Origin of the sequence: Microbacterium terrae (assembly GCF_017831975.1) — a bacterium.
Lineage (GTDB): Bacteria > Actinomycetota > Actinomycetes > Actinomycetales > Microbacteriaceae > Microbacterium > Microbacterium terrae.
This window is the reverse complement of the sequence record NZ_JAFDSS010000001.1, coordinates 3,117,685-3,133,502: the sequence shown is the minus strand read 5'-3', so window position 1 is coordinate 3,133,502 and position 15,818 is coordinate 3,117,685. Positions and strand designations below refer to the sequence as shown.

The 15,818-nt window shown below is 68.2% G+C and carries 17 protein-coding genes; 7 read left to right on the top strand and 10 right to left on the bottom strand.

Annotated features, from left to right (window positions below):
- Positions 1-58: 58 nt before the first annotated feature.
- Entirely contained in the window at positions 59-1,240 is a 1,182-nt protein-coding gene (locus JOD63_RS14320; protein WP_045276663.1) for an AI-2E family transporter, read from the bottom strand.
- 81 nt (positions 1,241-1,321) lie between these two features.
- On the opposite strand from JOD63_RS14320, the gene JOD63_RS14315 reads away from it, so the two are divergent.
- Positions 1,322-1,615 carry a chorismate mutase gene (locus JOD63_RS14315; RefSeq protein WP_045276760.1) on the top strand — a complete coding sequence of 98 codons (294 nt, stop codon included), beginning with the start codon at positions 1,322-1,324 and terminating at the stop codon, positions 1,613-1,615.
- 71 nt (positions 1,616-1,686) lie between these two features.
- On the opposite strand, the gene JOD63_RS14310 is transcribed toward JOD63_RS14315, so the two are convergent.
- From JOD63_RS14310 to JOD63_RS14300, 3 genes are read right to left on the bottom strand one after another with little or no spacing between them, the layout of a single operon-like run.
- The gene (locus tag JOD63_RS14310; protein WP_045276664.1) at positions 1,687-2,373 is read right to left on the bottom strand and encodes a hypothetical protein; all 687 of its coding nucleotides are present in this window, start codon (positions 2,371-2,373) and stop codon (positions 1,687-1,689) included.
- The gene (locus JOD63_RS14305; protein ID WP_045276665.1) at positions 2,370-3,299 is read right to left on the bottom strand and encodes an ABC transporter ATP-binding protein; all 930 of its coding nucleotides are present in this window, start codon (positions 3,297-3,299) and stop codon (positions 2,370-2,372) included. Before JOD63_RS14305 ends, JOD63_RS14310 begins: the two co-directional genes overlap by 4 nt.
- Before the next feature lie 34 nt (positions 3,300-3,333).
- Entirely contained in the window at positions 3,334-3,699 is a 366-nt protein-coding gene (locus JOD63_RS14300; protein WP_045276666.1) for a GntR family transcriptional regulator, read from the bottom strand.
- Between the two features lie 126 nt (positions 3,700-3,825).
- Here JOD63_RS14300 and JOD63_RS14295 point away from each other — a divergent pair, with 126 nt between their 5' ends.
- From JOD63_RS14295 to JOD63_RS14285, 3 genes are all read left to right on the top strand, one after another.
- Positions 3,826-4,662 carry a patatin-like phospholipase family protein gene (locus JOD63_RS14295; RefSeq protein WP_045276667.1) on the top strand — a complete coding sequence of 279 codons (837 nt, stop codon included), beginning with the start codon at positions 3,826-3,828 and terminating at the stop codon, positions 4,660-4,662.
- Positions 4,662-5,711: a 1-acyl-sn-glycerol-3-phosphate acyltransferase gene (locus JOD63_RS14290; protein ID WP_045276668.1), complete on the top strand. Its 1,050-nt coding sequence runs from the start codon at positions 4,662-4,664 to the stop codon at positions 5,709-5,711. Before JOD63_RS14295 ends, JOD63_RS14290 begins: the two co-directional genes overlap by 1 nt.
- Positions 5,712-5,831: 120 nt before the next feature.
- Complete coding sequence (locus tag JOD63_RS14285) at positions 5,832-6,812, top strand: hypothetical protein (protein WP_052682597.1); 981 nt, start codon at positions 5,832-5,834, stop codon at positions 6,810-6,812.
- Between the two features lie 38 nt (positions 6,813-6,850).
- Here the strand turns inward: JOD63_RS14285 and JOD63_RS17885 are convergent, their stop codons facing one another.
- Both JOD63_RS17885 and JOD63_RS17880 read right to left on the bottom strand, forming a co-directional pair.
- On the bottom strand, positions 6,851-7,732 hold the full coding sequence (locus JOD63_RS17885; RefSeq protein WP_045276669.1) for an HNH endonuclease signature motif containing protein: 882 nt from the start codon (positions 7,730-7,732) through the stop codon (positions 6,851-6,853).
- 53 nt (positions 7,733-7,785) lie between these two features.
- Entirely contained in the window at positions 7,786-8,313 is a 528-nt protein-coding gene (locus tag JOD63_RS17880; protein ID WP_045276670.1) for a hypothetical protein, read from the bottom strand.
- Positions 8,314-8,708: 395 nt separating this feature from the next.
- Between JOD63_RS17880 and JOD63_RS14275 the strand changes: the two genes are divergently transcribed.
- From JOD63_RS14275 to JOD63_RS14265, 3 genes are all read left to right on the top strand, one after another.
- Entirely contained in the window at positions 8,709-10,151 is a 1,443-nt protein-coding gene (locus tag JOD63_RS14275; protein ID WP_245618040.1) for a quaternary amine ABC transporter ATP-binding protein, read from the top strand.
- On the top strand, positions 10,151-11,062 hold the full coding sequence (locus JOD63_RS14270; RefSeq protein WP_052682598.1) for an ABC transporter permease: 912 nt from the start codon (positions 10,151-10,153) through the stop codon (positions 11,060-11,062). The genes JOD63_RS14275 and JOD63_RS14270 overlap by 1 nt, the downstream gene beginning before the upstream one ends.
- A 143-nt stretch (positions 11,063-11,205) precedes the next feature.
- Positions 11,206-12,108, top strand: a complete 903-nt coding sequence (locus JOD63_RS14265) for a glycine betaine ABC transporter substrate-binding protein (protein WP_045276672.1) — start codon at positions 11,206-11,208, stop codon at positions 12,106-12,108.
- Between the two features lie 132 nt (positions 12,109-12,240).
- On the opposite strand, the gene JOD63_RS14260 is transcribed toward JOD63_RS14265, so the two are convergent.
- The 4 genes from JOD63_RS14260 to JOD63_RS14245 all read right to left on the bottom strand — a co-directional run bounded on the left by JOD63_RS14260 (position 12,241) and on the right by JOD63_RS14245 (position 15,790).
- A complete protein-coding gene (locus tag JOD63_RS14260; protein ID WP_045276673.1) occupies positions 12,241-12,507 on the bottom strand; it encodes a hypothetical protein in 267 nt (88 codons plus the stop codon).
- 148 nt (positions 12,508-12,655) lie between these two features.
- Positions 12,656-13,558 carry a carbohydrate ABC transporter permease gene (locus JOD63_RS14255; protein WP_045276674.1) on the bottom strand — a complete coding sequence of 301 codons (903 nt, stop codon included), beginning with the start codon at positions 13,556-13,558 and terminating at the stop codon, positions 12,656-12,658.
- Positions 13,558-14,496: a carbohydrate ABC transporter permease gene (locus JOD63_RS14250; RefSeq protein WP_084613674.1), complete on the bottom strand. Its 939-nt coding sequence runs from the start codon at positions 14,494-14,496 to the stop codon at positions 13,558-13,560. The genes JOD63_RS14255 and JOD63_RS14250 overlap by 1 nt, the downstream gene beginning before the upstream one ends.
- 1 nt (position 14,497) lies before the next feature.
- Entirely contained in the window at positions 14,498-15,790 is a 1,293-nt protein-coding gene (locus tag JOD63_RS14245) for an ABC transporter substrate-binding protein (protein ID WP_045276675.1), read from the bottom strand.
- Positions 15,791-15,818: the final 28 nt, after the last annotated feature.

Sequence of the window (15,818 nt, the reverse complement as noted above, 5' to 3'; positions counted from 1 at the left end):
CTGGCGCAGATCGCAGGGCAGGTCGAGCCCCGTCACCGGGTGTTCACCGGCGGCGACGTCAGATCTTGGCGTCCTGCTTAGGAAGGAAGACCTGTTTGATGATCAGCAGGATCGATGCCGTCACGGGGACGGCGATGAGGGCGCCCAGCAGGCCGAGCAGGGTTCCGCCGATCAGGGCGCCGATCACCACGAGCGAGCCCGGGATGGAGATCGCCTTGCTCATAACGCGCGGCGTGATCACATATGCCTCGATCTGGATGTAGATGAGGTAGGCGATCGCGAAGATCAGGGCGGCCACGGGGCTGGTGAACAGGGCGAGCACCGACGCCGTGATCCAGTACAGGACCGGGCCGACGAGCGGGATGATCGTGATCATGAAGGCCAGCACGCCCATGAGGAGCGGGTAGGGCAGCTGGAGGAAGAAGTGCAGCAGGAAGGCGACGATGGAGTTGAAGAACGCCAGGATCACCATGCCCATGAGGTAGCTGCCGACCGAGTCGGTGATCTCGTCGGTCATCCGCCGCACCTTCGGACGGTTGCGGGCCGGGGCGAACTGGGTGAGCGACTCCTTCATCGCCGGCAGCGACGCCACGAAGTAGAGGGTCAGCACGATGATGATGAGCCCGCCCGAGATCGCGGTCGCGATCCCGGCGCCCACCTTCAGCAGTCCTCCTGAGATCGCTGCGATGTTCGCGGGGTTCGTGATGAACGACTGGAGGTCGCCGACGAGCGTCGCGAGCCCGTCGCCGAAGATGCCTTCCAGCCAGTGGAAGAAGTCTGTGTTCTGGAAGGCGGTGATCGTCTGGGGGATGCCCGTGACGAACTGACTGATCTGGTCGACGAGCGTCGGCACGACGAGCCAGATCAGACCGATGAGGAGCACGCCGAAGATCAGGAACACGATGACGATGGCCCAGACGCGGCTGACGTTGTGCCGTTCGAACCACTTGAGCACCGGATCGAGACCGAGCGACGCGAAAGCCGCGAGGGCGATGTAGATGAGGATCGTCGCGATGTTCGTGATGGCGATCCCGAGGAGCACGGCGGCCAGGCCGCCGAGCGTGAGCAGGAACCCGACGGTGAACGGACTGTCGAGACGCGCCCAGAACGGTTTGCTCGAGCCGGCGCCGGTCGTCGCGGCGGACTCGGCCGGGATCGCGGCATCCGTCCCCTGTGCGGGGTCGGCGGCCAGGGGGGCTGTCGCCTCGCCCGGGGTGGCGGCGGGATTCGCGTCGGTCATGCGTCACACTCTAGGGCCGCGCGCCCGCGCGGCGCAGGGCAGGATCGGGCGTCGGGTATCGTCGTGGCCGAGGAGGCCGCCATGACCGAGGACCCGACGACGACGCTGCAGCGCCTGCGCGGCAGCATCGACAACATCGACGCCGCCCTGATCCACCTTCTCGCCGAGCGGTTCAAGGCCACCAAGCAGGTCGGGCACCTCAAGGCGGAGCACGGGATGCCGGCATCCGACCCCGCGCGCGAAGAGCGTCAGGTCGCGCGCCTGCGCCAGCTCGCCGAAGAGGCCGACCTCGACCCGGCCTTCGCCGAGAAGTGGTTCAACTTCGTGGTGTCCGAGGTGATCCGCCACCACACCGAGGCTGCCGACGGCCGCTGAGCCGCCGAACGCCCGCCTGAACGCACGGATGCCCCGGCCGAGGCCGAGGCATCCGTCTTTCTCCGTCGATGTCAGGGAACGGCGCGACGCAGCGTGGTGAAGCTCCCCGCAGCGAGGACGGCGGCGATCAGCGTCATCCAGCCGGTGAAGCCCACCGGACCCTGTGTGACCAGCCACGTCCACACCTGCGGCCACACCTCGAGCCAGGTGATGAGGAACACGACCCCGACGAGCACGACGCCGAGGCCGACGAGCGCGGCCGTGAGGATCAGCGAGCCGAACCGCTTGTAGATCGTCGCCGACCAGAACCCCACGATGAAGAACAGCATCGCCGAGATGAAGTAGAACACCAGCGCGGCCAGCGGGCCGGAGCCCCAGATCCAGTCGAGGCGGAAGAACCAGCCGTTCATCCCCCAGCCGCCGGTCGCCTCTTCGATCAGTCCGCCGACGGTGAAGATGACGGCCAGGATGCCCGAGGTCATCGCCGCGGTCAGCAGGGTGCCGAGGTAGAACTCGCGGCGCGTGACGCTCATCGCCTGCGAGAACGGGAACGTGAGAGTGAGCGCCTGCACACCGACGGCGAGGAAGTACCACAGCGGCGCCTGCGCGCCACCGCCGTACTTGGCCTCGTCGGTGGGGATGAGCGCGTAGATCGCGAGGCTCAGCAGGAACGAGCCGGCGAGCACCAGCAGTGGCACCCAGATGTAGGTCTGACGGTTGACCAGCTGCATGCGGACGACGTTCAGTGTGCGGCTCATCGCAGTGCTCCTTCGTCGGTGGTGGCATCGGCGGCGAGGGCGGATGATCCGGCGCCGCCGGCGTGCTGGGTGGTGCGGACGATGAGCTGCTGCAGCGACACCGGTGCGACATCGAGTCCGGCAGCCTCGAGCCGTGCGCGCTCCTCGGCGGTGAGGCGGCCGAGTACGGTGACCGAGGCGACGCGGCCGAGCGCTTCGCGGTGGATCACCTCGCGCCCCGCGACGAACGCGTCGACGGCCGCTGCTTCGCCCACGATGTTCGCGGCGCGGTCGCGGATGGCGTCGGTCTCCTCGTCCATGATGATCCGCCCGCGGTCGATGACGATCACGCGCTCGATGAGGTTCGAGACCTCGTCGATCAGGTGGCTCGACAGGATGATCGTGCGGGGGTGCTCGGTGTAGTCCTCGAGCAGGCGGTCGTAGAAGATCTGCCGGGCGACGGCGTCGAGCCCGAGGTACGGCTCGTCGAAGAAGGTGATCTCGGCGCGCGAGGCCAGGCCGATGATGACGCCGACGGCCGACAGCTGGCCGCGCGAGAGCTTCTTGATCGTCTTCTTCATCGGCAGCTGGAAGTCGTCGATGAGACGCTCGGCGAACTCCTGATCCCAGTTCGGGTAGAACAGGCGCGCCATCGCGAAGGCGTGGCGCGGGGTCGCGTCGTCGGGGTACTTCTGGCTCTCGCGCACGAAGCACATGCGGCCGAGCACCTTCGCGTTCTCGTACGGGTGCTCTCCGAACACGCGCACATCGCCGCGCGTGGCGAAGTTCTGCGCCGTGAGGATCGACATCACCGTCGTCTTGCCGGCGCCGTTGCGGCCCAGCAGCCCGTAGATGGTGTCTTTGTGGATCGTGAAGCTCACGTCGTCGACGGCGAGGGTGTCGCGGTAGCGCTTGGTGAGGTTCTTCACCTCGATCACGTGCGTCATCGTGCTTCCTTCCAGGGTGAGGATGCCGGGGGCATCAGATGCTGCGGGCGGCGCGCTCGCGTATGATCGCGCCGAGGTCGTCGGGGCCGAGCCCGAGCTTGCCCGCCTCGGCGAGCAGGGGATCGACGAAGCGGTCCGCGAAAGCCGCCCGACGCTCGGCGAGCAGGCGCTCGCGGGCTCCGGGTGCGACGAACATGCCGATGCCGCGACGCTTGTAGACGACGTTCTTCTCGACCAGCACGGCTACTCCTTTCGCGGCGGTGGCGGGGTTGATGCGATGGAAGGCGGCGAGTTCGTTCGTCGACGGCGCCTGCGCCTCTTCGGCGAGCGTGCCGTCGACGATCGAGTCCTCCACGCTCTCGGCGATCTGGAGGAACAGGGGCCGGCCTTCTTCGATCACACCGTCTCGCTTCCTTGGTTAGTTACTCGACTAAGTAACCACGTAACTCGGCCCGCGTCAACCCCGTCTGGCGTCGACCCCCGTCCGCATCTTGTCCGGCTCGGGGCGGCGGCTAGGGTGTGGGGCATGACGGTCGCGTTCGTCCTCGGCGGTGGCGGCGTGCGCGGCGCCGTCGAGATCGGCATGCTGCGGGCGCTCCTCGAGCGCGGCATCCGTCCCGATGTCGTCGTCGGCACCTCGATCGGCGCGATCAACGGAGCGCTCGTCGCGCGCGACCCGACGCCCGCGGTGATCGAGCCGCTCAGCCGGGCGTGGATGTCGCCCGAGGCCGACGCGGTCTACGGCGAGTCGCTGGTGCGCCAGTTCGGGCGGCTGATGAAGACCCGCACGCACCTGAGCTCGCCCGAACCGCTGCGCGAGCTGCTCACGACCGCCCTCGGCGCGACCACGCGCTTCGAAGACCTCGTCGTGCCGCTGAGGGTCGTCGCAGCGAACGTCGAGCGCGCCGCGGAGCGCGTGTTCGAGTCGGGGCCGCTCATCGAGGCGATCCTCGCGTCGTCGGCCGTGCCGGGGCTGCTCCCTGCGGTCGAGATCGACGGCGAGCACTATATCGACGGCGGCATCGTCAACTCGATCCCCATCGAGCAGGCGCTCACCGCGGGCGCAACGACCGTATACGTGCTGCAGGTCGGGCGGGTCGAGACGCCCCTCGTGGCCCCGCGGTCGCTCGTCGACGCCGCTCGCGTGGCGTTCGAGATCGCCCGACGGCACCGGTTCGCGCGCGACCTCGCCACCCTGCCGCCCGACGTCGACCTGCACGTGCTGCCGAGCGGCGGCGAGCTCGACGGAGACGACTCGCTGATGTCGTACCGCCGCATGGCGACGGTTCAGAAGCGCATCGATCGTGCCTTCGAGGCGACCTGGGCGTACCTCGACGATCCGGCCCCGGCGGGTTCCGTCTGATGCGGCTGCCTCCGCCGTGGCTGCGCCGGCTGGTGCTCGCGCCGGCCGTCTTCCTCGCGGGCGTGACGCTGCTCGTGACCGCGCCGCTGTGGCTGCTGGTCGCGCTCGCCCTCACCTCGCTCGTGCCCGGCCGCTTCCGCCTGGTGCGTGTGCTGTGGCTCGTCACGGTGTATCTGCTCTGGGACTCGATGCTGCTGCTCGTTCTCTTCGCCCTGTGGGTGGGATCGGGGTTCGGGTGGAAGCTGCGCTCGCCGGCGTTCATCAGTGCCCACTATCGCGTGGGCGCCTGGGCGCTGCGACTGCTGTTCTGGGTGTTCGGCGCCGTGCTGCGGCTCGAGATCGAGACGCGTGCGGGTGAGGATCCGGATGCCGCCGCATTCGACGCCCTGCTCGGGCCCGATGTGCCGCTGGTCGTCGCCTCACGGCACGGGGGGCCGGGCGATTCGTTCATCCTCATCCACACCCTCCTCAACAGCGCGCACCGGCGTCCGCGGATCGTGCTCAAAGACACCCTGCAGTGGGACCCGGCGATCGACGTGCTGCTGAACCGCATCCCCACGCGCTTCATCCATCCGACCGGATTCGGGCGGGGGCGCGGCGGAGGAGGGCAGGCGGTCGAGAGGTCGATCGAGGAGCTCGCCGACGGGCTCACCGGGCAGGACGCGCTCGTCATCTTCCCCGAGGGCGGTCAGGTGTCGGAGCGCCGGCGCCGGTCGCGGGTCGCCCGGCTGCGGGCGGCGGGGCGCGAGGACCTCGCGCAGCGCGCCGAAGAGCTGCGCCATGTGATGCCGCCCCAGCCCGGCGGCGTGCACGCAGCGCTGGCCGCGGCATCCGAACCCGACATGGTGTTCATCGGCCACACCGGCCTCGACGGTCTGCTCACGCTCGGCGACATCTGGCGCGCGCTGCCGATGGACAAGCGCATCACGATGCGCGCGTGGCGCGTCGGCCATGCCGACATCCCCGATGACCGCGACGAGCAGGCCGACTGGCTGTTCTCGTGGTTCGAGCGGATCGACGACTGGATCGAGGCGAACCGGCCCGGGTGATCGGAGATCCCCCTTGCAGTGAGCGGTGCGTCGCCATCAGACTGTGCGCAATTGCGGGGCCTGTCGGCTGCGCCGCGGGCGATCCGTGGGTGGGGCCAGTGATCCGGGAGGACGTCGATCGTGTCTCACGCCGAGCAGCACCTCGAGACCCTGAAGAGGTCGTACCTGTACCTGCGGATCAGCCTGGTGGGCGTGGTCGCCGCGATCTTCCTCGCCATCGCGTTCACCCCGTCGGGCTTCAAGCCGGAGGACGCCGACATCCTCCGCTCGATCAGCCACTACTACTACTCGCCCGCGCGCATCGTGTTCACGGCGGCGCTGTGTGCGGCCGCGCTGGCGCTCGTCGTGATCTCGGGGAGCGGGGTGCAGAGCCGGCTCCTCGACTACGCGGCGCTGCTGGCGCCGTTGATCGCGATCGTCCCGACGCGCACGCTGCGCGGGGAGGTCGGGCCTGAGGCCGAGGTCGGCGCGTGCGTCACGGGCTGGCCGTCGGGGCTCGACTGCATCCCGGCCGACCAGTTGGCCTACGTCTCGGTCGGGTTCTGGGTGTGGGTGACGCTCGTGGCTGTCATCCTCGTCGCCGCGTTCGTCCTCGGCGTGTGGCGCGATGTCAGAGCCGGGCAGGTGCAGTCGTGGTGGTACTGGATCATCTTCGTGATCGGCACCGCCACCCTCGCGCTGTACCTCGTGCTCTGGTGGTCGCCGTGGTCGCCGATCGCCCAGGAGGGCCTGCAGATGTGGGGTCACCTGATCGCCGCGGGCACGTTCTTCATCGTCATCATGATCGTCACGGTGATGGAGGCGGTCCGGCAGTGGTTCGGCGACGACACCGTGTACCCGGCGTTCCTCTCGAGGCGCACCTACGCCGTGATCTACACGCTGCTCGCTGTCGCCTTCGTGGGCGACATCATCGCGGCGGTGGTCCTGCTCATCCGTGGCGCCAGCGTCGACATCGGCGACGCGGTGTTCATCGTCGAGGTGATCGGTCTCGTGACCTTCGCGGTGTTCTGGGCGGTGCAGACGCTCGAGCACGCCCACGACGCGGACGGCTGGTCGACACCTCCTCCGCCGAGCACGTGGTCGGCGTCTGCCGCTGCCTGAACCCGGTCGTCGCCCGGCGCCCGAACCGCCGGCCGGCATCACGTGCGGCGTGCGACCCGCTCCCGCATCCGCGTCGGAGACGTGGTGGCGGCGCGCCAGCGCTGCGAGGCATCCCACCAACTCGGACCCCGCACCTCGGGAACCCCGCGGTTCATGCGGATCTTCCATCCGCCGGTATCGATCGTGCGGTGATGGTGCCAGCAGAGGAGCACGCCGTTGTCGGTGTGGGTCGGGCCACCGCGGGAGTGCTCCTGCACGTGGTGGATCTCGCACCACTCCGCCGGCACCTGACACCCGGGGATGAGGCACCCCCCGTCGCGCAGGCCGATCGCTCGCCGCTGGTGATGGTTGAACACGCGGTCGAGGGTGCTGATCGAGACGATGCGGCCGGCGTCGTCGTGCACGATGCGCTGCACCGCTCCTGCGCACGCGATGTGCCGCGCGACGCCGAGCGACACGGGCTCGTCGAGACCGCTGATGTGCGCGTACCCGCGCCCCGCCATGACGTCGTCTTCACGGACGGAGACGACCAGCGTGGGCGCCGCCCCGCCGCTGGTGGGCAGGGCTCCGGATGCCGCCACCTTGGACAGCATCGTCGCAAAGGCGTCGTGCTGCTTCTGGGTGCGGGTCCGGGTGTCGGCGGCTGCGAGCAGGGCGGGATCCGGCTCATCGACTGTGCCGGCGTCTGCCCCGCCGGCGAAGGCCGGCTCGAAGCACGGGCCCGTCGCGGCCGCCCCGTCGACACGCGGGTTGTTCAGGCAGTCCAGGACGAGCTGCAGCTGCGCTCCGACCTCGGCGAGCAGGTTTCCCGACACGGCCATGACCCCGTCGCGGAGGGGGCCGATCCGCAGCCCTCGTCGGCGCGCGGCGCGAACGTCGCGAGGCTCGGCGCCGTCCTGGTCGAAGTAGATCGCCCACACCGTCGCGAGTGCGCGCAGCTCGTCGGCGGATGCCGGGGGAGCAGCATCCGCCCCTACCCCCCCCGTGCCGACCGCGCGAGCTCTTCGTCGGCGGCGGCGTGGGCCGCGCGCCCGGCGGTGCCGACGAGGTGCGCGAGCGGCCCGGTCACGGCGAGCAGGCCATCGACGCCGACGTGGCCGGAGATCAGCGCCGCGCGCATCGCGGGGAATTCGGCGGGAAGGGTCTCGCCCGACGACAGCGCCACCCGCTGCACGATCGCGCGCCCCGCCGCTCGCAGGTTCTTCGCCGACCGCGATGAGAGGCCCGTCGCGCGCTGGATGACCTCGGTTGTCGACGCGCAGCCGAGCATCGTGGTGAGCCGCGCCTCGCGCGGCACCCCGATGTCGGACCGGTCTTCCACCTGCGATGTGCTCTCGATCAGCAGCGCCTCGGCGCGTCGGGAGATGCGGGATGCAGCCGCGATCGCCTCGAGCAGCCGATCGTTCGACAGCGAGCCGAGCATCCCGGAAGAGAGCGCCGATTCCGTCGCATCGGCGAGCAGCGAATCGAGCTGTTCGAGCCGTTCGACGAGGTCTTCCATACCCCTCATCATGGCAGGGGCCTCCGACATTGCCGGGAGGGAAATCCGCTGGTCAGTGGGTGAATAGCGCAGCCTCGCCGAACGTGTCGAGGCCAGCCTCGGCGAGGCCACCAGCCGAACACCGTCAGGGGCTCGGTTTTACATTCACCGGCATGATCGTTACCGTGGACGATGGCCTTCGGGCCACTGACGACCAGTCCGCGGTCGCCGCGCGAGTGAGGTCCTGGGGATCCCGGTGCGGCGGACGTATGGTCGGCGGTCTGGGCGACGAACCCGATGTTGCGTCGCCGGAAGTGCTGCTGTGTCGCGTGTGTGCGATGCCGGGCGGCGCCGATGATCGTCACCCGGGCGCAACCAGAGACGACGCGCAGACGTGCGTCGTCGAGGTGGAGCACGTGACCGTCGAACCCGCCCTTGAGGCGCGCAATCTACACAAGGTCTTCGGACGCAACCCGAAAGACGCCGTCCGCCGGCTGAAGGCGGGCGCCACCCGCAGCGATGTCGCCGACGCCGGGACCGCCGCCGTCATCGACGCGAGCTTCACGGTGCAGCGAGGAGAGATCTTCGTGATCATGGGCCTGTCGGGCTCGGGCAAGTCCACGATCATCCGCATGCTGAACGGCCTGAACGAGCCGACCGCCGGAGACGTGCTGGTGCAGGGCCGCAGCGTCGGCGACGCGTCGCCGAAAGAGCTGCGCGACATCCGCCGCTCGTCGATCTCGATGGTCTTCCAGCACTTCGCCCTGCTGCCGCACCGCACCGTGCTCGACAACGCCGCCTATGCGCTTGAGATCCAGGGTGTGGGCCGCGATGAGCGTCGCCGCCGCGCGCAGGAGATCCTCGCGAAGGTCGGCCTCGGCGACCGCGCCGAGGCGATGCCCGACGAGCTGTCGGGCGGGATGCGCCAGCGCGTGGGCCTCGCCCGTGCGCTCACCGCCGGCACCGACATCCTGCTGATGGACGAGGCCTTCTCGGCGCTCGACCCCCTCATCCGGCGCGAGATGCAGGAGCAGCTCGTCGAGCTGCAGCGCGAGCTCGGACGCACCATCATCTTCATCACCCACGACCTCAACGAGGCGATGTTCCTCGGCGACCGCATCGCGGTGATGCGCGACGGCCGCATCGTGCAGAACGGCACCCCTGAAGAGATCCTCACCGACCCCGCCAACGACTACGTCGCCCAGTTCGTGCAGGACGTCGACCGTGCCCGCGTGCTCACGGCGGGGGCCGTGATGGCCCCGGCCGCCGCCACCACGCCGGTGAGCGCCGGTGTGCGCGGCGCCCTTCGGGTGATGCGCGACCTGCAGGTCGGCTCGGTCGCGGTGCTCGAGAACCGCCGGTACATCGGCGCGGTCACCGATCGCGCCGTCGTGCGCGCGGTCAAGGCCGGCACCAGCGACCTGCGCTCGATCGTCAGCAGCGCGCAGCCCGTCGTCGGCCCCGACGATCCCCTCACCGACGTGGTGGAGCGCTCCGTCGAGAGCCCCATCCCGATCGCCGTCGTCGACGACTCCGGACGCCTCCTCGGCACGATCCCGCGCGTGACGCTCCTCGCCGCGCTCGGCAACGTCGATCCTCAGACCACCGAGATCCCGATCATCGAGGCCCCGGTCACCGTACCCGAGGCGGAGTTCGCGCAGACCCTCGCCGCCGTCGGCGAGTCCGCCGCCGTCGGCGAGCCGGTCGGCGCCGGCGCCTCGGCCGCACCCGCCACCCGCGCATCGACCCGCGCGACGAACGCCGATGCGACGAACGCCGACGCGCCGACCCAGCGCACCGCGGCCGCAGCCACCGTGGCCGCCGTGCCGGCGGCATCCGTGACGGAAGGAGGCGTGTGATGGAGAACCTGCGACTCCCCCTTGGTCAGTGGGTCGAGGCACTCGTCGACTTCCTCGGCGACGTGCTCGGCTGGCTCTTCGACGCGATCTCGTCGGTGCTCGGCGCTGTCTACGACGGTCTCGAATGGCTGCTCGTGTCCCCGCCGTTCTGGGCGATCATCATCGTCTTCGCCGCGTTCGCCTTCTGGGTGAAGGGCTGGAAGCTGGCCCTCGGCACCGCCCTCGGCCTGCTGCTGATCGTGCTGGTCGATCAGTGGGAAGCGGCGATGGACACCCTCGCCCTCGTGCTGGTCGCCGCCGCGATCGCGACCGCGATCAGCATCCCGGTCGGCATCTGGGCCGCGCGCAACGACCACGTCTCGCGCGTGGTGCGCCCGGTGCTCGACTTCCTGCAGACGATCCCCGCGTTCGTGTACCTGATCCCCGCCATCGTCTTCTTCGGCGTCGGCGCGGTGCCGGGCATGATCGCGACGATCCTGTTCGCCCTCGCACCAGGTGTGCGCCTCACCGAGCTCGGCATCCGCGGTGTCGACGCCGAGGTGGTCGAGGCCGGACAGGCGTTCGGCGCCACACCCGGCCGCATCCTGCGCCAGATCCAGCTGCCGCTCGCGCTGCCGAGCATCATGGCCGGCGTCAATCAGATCATCATGCTCAGCCTGTCGATGGTGGTCATCTCGGGCATGGTGGGTGCCGGCGGCCTCGGCGGCGAGATCGTGCGCGCCCTCGGCCGCATCAACATCGGCCTCGCGTTCGAGGCGGGCATCTCGGTCGTGATGATCGCGATGATCCTCGACCGGCTCACGTCGGCCTTCGCCGATCCCGACCGGTCGCGTCGGGTGTCGAAGGCGCGTTCCGCGCGCGACAAGCAGGATGCCGCCGGCTCGGTGAGCCGCATCCCCGTCGCGGGCTGACTTTCGTGACGGATGCCGCGAGCCGCGGCATCCGTCACTTCACGACCAGGCGGGTGCATCAGCCCGCCGGCGGCGCGCGAGATTCGTGCGTCGTGACCAAGACCGATCCGCGGACAGCAAGCGCGGATGGAGAGGAAGTCGACATGATGACCAAGAGGAAGCACCTGGCATCGGGCATCGCGCTGGCAGGAGCTGCGGCTCTCGTCCTGACCGGATGCTCGAGCACCGACGGAGACGCGGACGCGGCTGAGGGCGGCGCCGATCGTGCGATCGAGCTCGCCGTGTTCAACGGCTGGGACGAGGGCATCGCCGCGTCGTACCTGTGGGAGGCGATCCTGGCCGACAAGGGCTACGACGTCGAGCTCACCTATGCCGACGTGGCCCCGGTCTACGCGGGCCTCGCCGGCGGAGACTTCGACCTCGTGCTCGACACGTGGCTGCCGATCACGCACGCCGACTACATGGAGCAGTACGGCGACGACCTCGACGACCTGGGCGCCTGGAACGACGAAGCCGCGCTCACCATCGCGGTGAACGAGGACGCCCCCATCGACTCGCTCGACGAGCTGGCCGACAACGCCGACCTGTTCGGCGACGAGATCGTAGGCATCGAGCCCGGTTCGGGCCTCATGCGCATCACGGCCGACGAGGTCGTGCCCGGCTACGGTCTCGAAGACATGAACCTCATCGAGGCATCCACCCCCGCCATGCTCGCCGAGCTGCAGTCGGCGACGGATGCCGGTGAGAACATCGTCGTCACGCTGTGGCGTCCGCACTGGGCGTACAGCGCGTTCCCGATCAAGGACCTCGAAGACCCGCAGGGCCTCCTCGGCGACGCCGAGGGCATCCACTCGGTCGCGTCGACGTCGTTCGGCGAGGACTTCCCCGAGGTGCACGAGTGGATCTCGGACTTCGAGATGCCCAGCGACCTGCTCTACTCGCTCGAGGACGCGATGTTCAACGAGTACGACGGCGACGACTACGGCCCCATCGTCGAGCAGTGGATCGCCGACAACCAGGAGTACGTCGACGGCCTGACCTCCTGAGGCCATCGCCGCTCGAGCGGCGACGCCCACCACGCGAACGCCCCGTCCTGCTGTGCAGAGGTCGGGGCGTTTCGCGTGCGGGTGAGCGGATGCCGGCGCCGCGATCGCTTCGGATCGATCTTCGCCCGGGTGTCAGCGGGCGACGCGAGATCCGGCTTCGCTCGCACGGGTCCGCCGAACGGCGAGCCCGATGACGAGCAGGCCGCAGGCAGCGAGCGTGACGAGGACCGCGACGAGCATGACGGTGGCGTCGGCCGGGAGCATGGCGCAGCCGGCCGAGGTGTCTTCATAATCGCAGCTGCGCCACGGCTGGAAGAAGTAGACGACGGCGACGATCGCTCCAGCGGCGGCGATCGCCGCACTGACGCCGATCAGCCGGCCGACTGTCCTGTCGCTCATGATCCGAACGTACTCCCTCCGCTCGGGTCGACCTGGTCGATCGTCTCGCGTCCGGTCACCGGGGGCCGAAGACGGCGTCGGGGTCGGCGTCCAGCTGCAGCCGATCGAGGAGGGGTTCCAGCTCGCGTTCCTCGAACCGGAGTGCGATCTATTTGATGGACCCGCGGGTGACGCCGGAGATGACCCATCGCTGACTGAAGATGTAGACGATCAACAGGGGTGCCATGGCCATGAGGTAGGAGGCGAACGCGACCGTGTAGTCCGTGTTGAACTGCCCCTGGAAGACGTACTGGGCGAGTGGCAGCGTGCGAGCAGCAGGGTCGGTGAGCACGACGAGAGGCATGATGAAGTCGTTCCACGCCCAGACGCAGGTGAGGATGCCGACAGTGGCGTTCATCGGAGTGAGCAGGGGGAAGATGATCCTCCAGAACACCCCCCACGTGCTTGCGCCGTCCATCCGCGCTGCCTCTTCGAGCTCGATCGGTATCGAGCGGATGTAGGCCGTGTAGATGAAGATGTTCAGACTCAGCCCGTAGATCGTGTACAGCACGATGAGGCCGGCCTGGTTGTCGAGGCCCAGGATCGCGGTCTGCTTCACCAGCGGAAGCATGATGATGGGGAACGGGATGAACAGCGCCGCGAGCAGGTAGAAGAACACGCCCTTGAAGAAGGGCCGATGGATGTTCCGTGCCAGCGCATAGGCGACGACCGAGCTTGTCAGCAAGGTGAAGACGACGGACCCGACGGTGATCATCGCCGTGTTCGCCAGAGCCTGTGGGAAGTCCGTTCGGGTCCACGCATCCGCGAAGTTCTCCCACCGGATCGGGTTCGGCCATTCGAACCCGGTGCCCGACGTCAACTGGTCGGGCGTCTTGAGAGCGACGACGACCGCCAGGTACATCGGGATGAGAACCGTGAGGGAGCAGACGGCGATGAGCGCGGTCGCCCACCAGTTGGTCTTGCGCGTGTCGTCGGAGGGCTCACGCATCCGGCGTCGCCGCGACGGGGCGGCTTCGGTGATCTGTGCGGCGGTGTTGGTCGTGGTGGTCATCAGAATTCGGCCTCTCTGCGCTGAAGGACCCGGAATTGGAGGAGCGATATGACGGTGATCACGATGAAGAAGACCACGGCGTTCGCCGTCTGGTAGGCGAACTCTCCTCCGGAGAACCCGCCTCGGAAGATGAGGAGGGTGACGGACTCGGTCGCGGTGCCGGGCCCGCCGTTGGTGAGGGCGACGATCGGATCGAACACCTGCAGGAAGCCCTTCAGGCTGAGGACCACATTGATCGTGAAGAAGGCGCTGATGAGGGGGAACGTGATCGACCAGAACTGCCGGCCGGCCGAGGCTCCGTCCAGTGAGGCGGCCTCGTACAGCTCGGCGGGGATCGTCTGAAGACCCGAGAGGTAGATGATGATCGAGAACGCGCAGGCCTGCCAGACTGCGAGCGTCACGATCGCGGTCCACGCCCACGTCTCATTGGTCAGGATGTTGTCCGCGAACAGCGGGATTCCCGACAGGATCTTCGGCAGCGAGTTCGAGAAGAAGAACTGGAACACGTACCCGATCACGAGGATCGCCAAGACATACGGCACGAAGTAGACGCCGCGGAAGAAGTTCCGCGCCTTGATCTTCGCGTTCAGTCCCAATGCGATCGCGAGCGAGATGGCGTTTGTGAGGACAGTCGCGACGATGGCGAACAGGAACGAGAATCCGTAGGCCTGAAGGACCCGGTCGTCTCGGAAGAGGTTCGCATAGTTGGAGAGTCCGACGAAGTTCCAGTCGCCGTAGCCGGCGTAGTTCGTGAAGCTGAAGAAGATGCCGACGACCACGGGCAGGGTGTGGAATGCGGCGAACGCGATGACCGCCGGCCACACCATCCAGTAGTACGCAGACGCGGCGCGGCGCGAATCGCTGCGCGTTCGCTTCGCGCGTGACTTGGCGGTGCCGCCCGTCGATGAGGTGCGCACGGCCTCGGTGAGGGTGCTCATGTCACTCTCCTGTCACAGGGATCGTGCGAGCGGCGACCTTCGCCCACTCGCTGTCGAGGGTGGCGAGGGCAGCATCGCTGTCGCCGGAGAACAGGAACTGCTGGATGATCGCCGCGAGGGGGATGCTGGGCGGGATCTGGTGATCGATGAACCCGGTGATCCTGCCGTCGTCGAAGAACGGCTTGACGGACTGCAGGGCGGGGTCGTCGCTGAGCCGGGCTCCCTTCAGCGAGGGGACCATGTTCTGCGAGGCGGCGAAGTCCTCGATGACGTCCTTCTGGAAGAGATAGTCGATGAACCGCATCGCCTCCTCTTGGTGCGGTCCGTGCTTGCCCATGGTCACGACGACGTCCACACCCGATACGAGCAGGCGATCGTCGGGGTCCTCGGTGGCCGGATACGGGAAGATGCGCGCATCGATGTCGGGATTGATCTGTTTGACCGGGTTGATGGCCCAGATCCCCTGGAGGAGCATCCCGACGTCGCCGTTCGCGAATGCGGCGTTGCCGTCGTCGTAGGTGCGACCGCGATAGCCGTCCTGCATGTAGTTCGAGAAGAGTTCGTACTGCTGATCGAGCGCGTCGGCGAAGTCCTTCTGGAACGACACTTCCGAGTCCGGGCCGACACTCTCCCCTTCTTCGCGCATCTGATCGAAGAACGCGCCCTGCGCCGGATACGCGCCGAGCGCGTTGAACGAGGGGAGCCCGGTCCAGGAGTCTGCGAGGGTTCCGTAGAAGGGCGTGATCCCGGCATCCTGCAGCGCGTCGCAGACGGCGATGAAGTCGTCCCAGGTCTCCGGGACCTCGAGTCCGAGCTCGTCGAAGATCTCGGCGTTGTAGATCACACCATTGGCGTTGTTGACGTAGCCGAGACCGTTCACCTCGTCGTCCTTGGTGCCGAGGTCGGCGAGGATCTCCTGCACCGCGGGGTTGATGTCGTCCAGCACCGGCTCGTCGGAGAAGTCGTAGAACACGCCGGCCTGTGCGAGGCGCCCGAAGTTGCCGTTCGCATTGAGTGTGATGACGTCTGGAGTCTTGTCTTTGACGAGCAGCGTGCGGATGAGGGTGTCGGCGTCGGCGACCTGATTCTGCACCACGCGGATGTCGGGGTTCTCGGCCTCGAAGTCCGTGATGATCTGCTCGAAGTCTTCGAGCGCCTCGCCTTTGAACTGGAAGAAGTTCAACGTGGTGATGCCGTTCGACGGGTTGCTCGCGCAGCCCCCCAGGCCGACTGTCATACCGGCCGCGGTCAGTGCCGCCACCATTCGCATCGTGCTTCGACGGGTGGTTTTCATGAGATGCGCCTCCTTGCGCAGGGGTGGA

Excerpts from the sequence above, each read along its gene's own strand:
- JOD63_RS14320 (WP_045276663.1), bottom strand. The coding sequence starts at position 1,240 with ATGACCGACGCGAATCCCGCCGCCACCCCGGGCGAGGCGACAGCCCCC.
- JOD63_RS14315 (WP_045276760.1), top strand. The coding sequence starts at position 1,322 with ATGACCGAGGACCCGACGACGACGCTGCAGCGCCTGCGCGGCAGCATC.
- JOD63_RS14310 (WP_045276664.1), bottom strand. The coding sequence starts at position 2,373 with ATGAGCCGCACACTGAACGTCGTCCGCATGCAGCTGGTCAACCGTCAG.
- JOD63_RS14305 (WP_045276665.1), bottom strand. The coding sequence starts at position 3,299 with ATGACGCACGTGATCGAGGTGAAGAACCTCACCAAGCGCTACCGCGAC.
- JOD63_RS14295 (WP_045276667.1), top strand. The coding sequence starts at position 3,826 with ATGACGGTCGCGTTCGTCCTCGGCGGTGGCGGCGTGCGCGGCGCCGTC.
- JOD63_RS14290 (WP_045276668.1), top strand. The coding sequence starts at position 4,662 with ATGCGGCTGCCTCCGCCGTGGCTGCGCCGGCTGGTGCTCGCGCCGGCC.
- JOD63_RS17880 (WP_045276670.1), bottom strand. The coding sequence starts at position 8,313 with ATGGAAGACCTCGTCGAACGGCTCGAACAGCTCGATTCGCTGCTCGCC.
- JOD63_RS14270 (WP_052682598.1), top strand. The coding sequence starts at position 10,151 with ATGGAGAACCTGCGACTCCCCCTTGGTCAGTGGGTCGAGGCACTCGTC.
- JOD63_RS14265 (WP_045276672.1), top strand. The coding sequence starts at position 11,206 with ATGATGACCAAGAGGAAGCACCTGGCATCGGGCATCGCGCTGGCAGGA.
- JOD63_RS14260 (WP_045276673.1), bottom strand. The coding sequence starts at position 12,507 with ATGAGCGACAGGACAGTCGGCCGGCTGATCGGCGTCAGTGCGGCGATC.
- JOD63_RS14255 (WP_045276674.1), bottom strand. The coding sequence starts at position 13,558 with ATGACCACCACGACCAACACCGCCGCACAGATCACCGAAGCCGCCCCG.
- JOD63_RS14250 (WP_084613674.1), bottom strand. The coding sequence starts at position 14,496 with ATGAGCACCCTCACCGAGGCCGTGCGCACCTCATCGACGGGCGGCACC.
- JOD63_RS14245 (WP_045276675.1), bottom strand. The coding sequence starts at position 15,790 with ATGAAAACCACCCGTCGAAGCACGATGCGAATGGTGGCGGCACTGACC.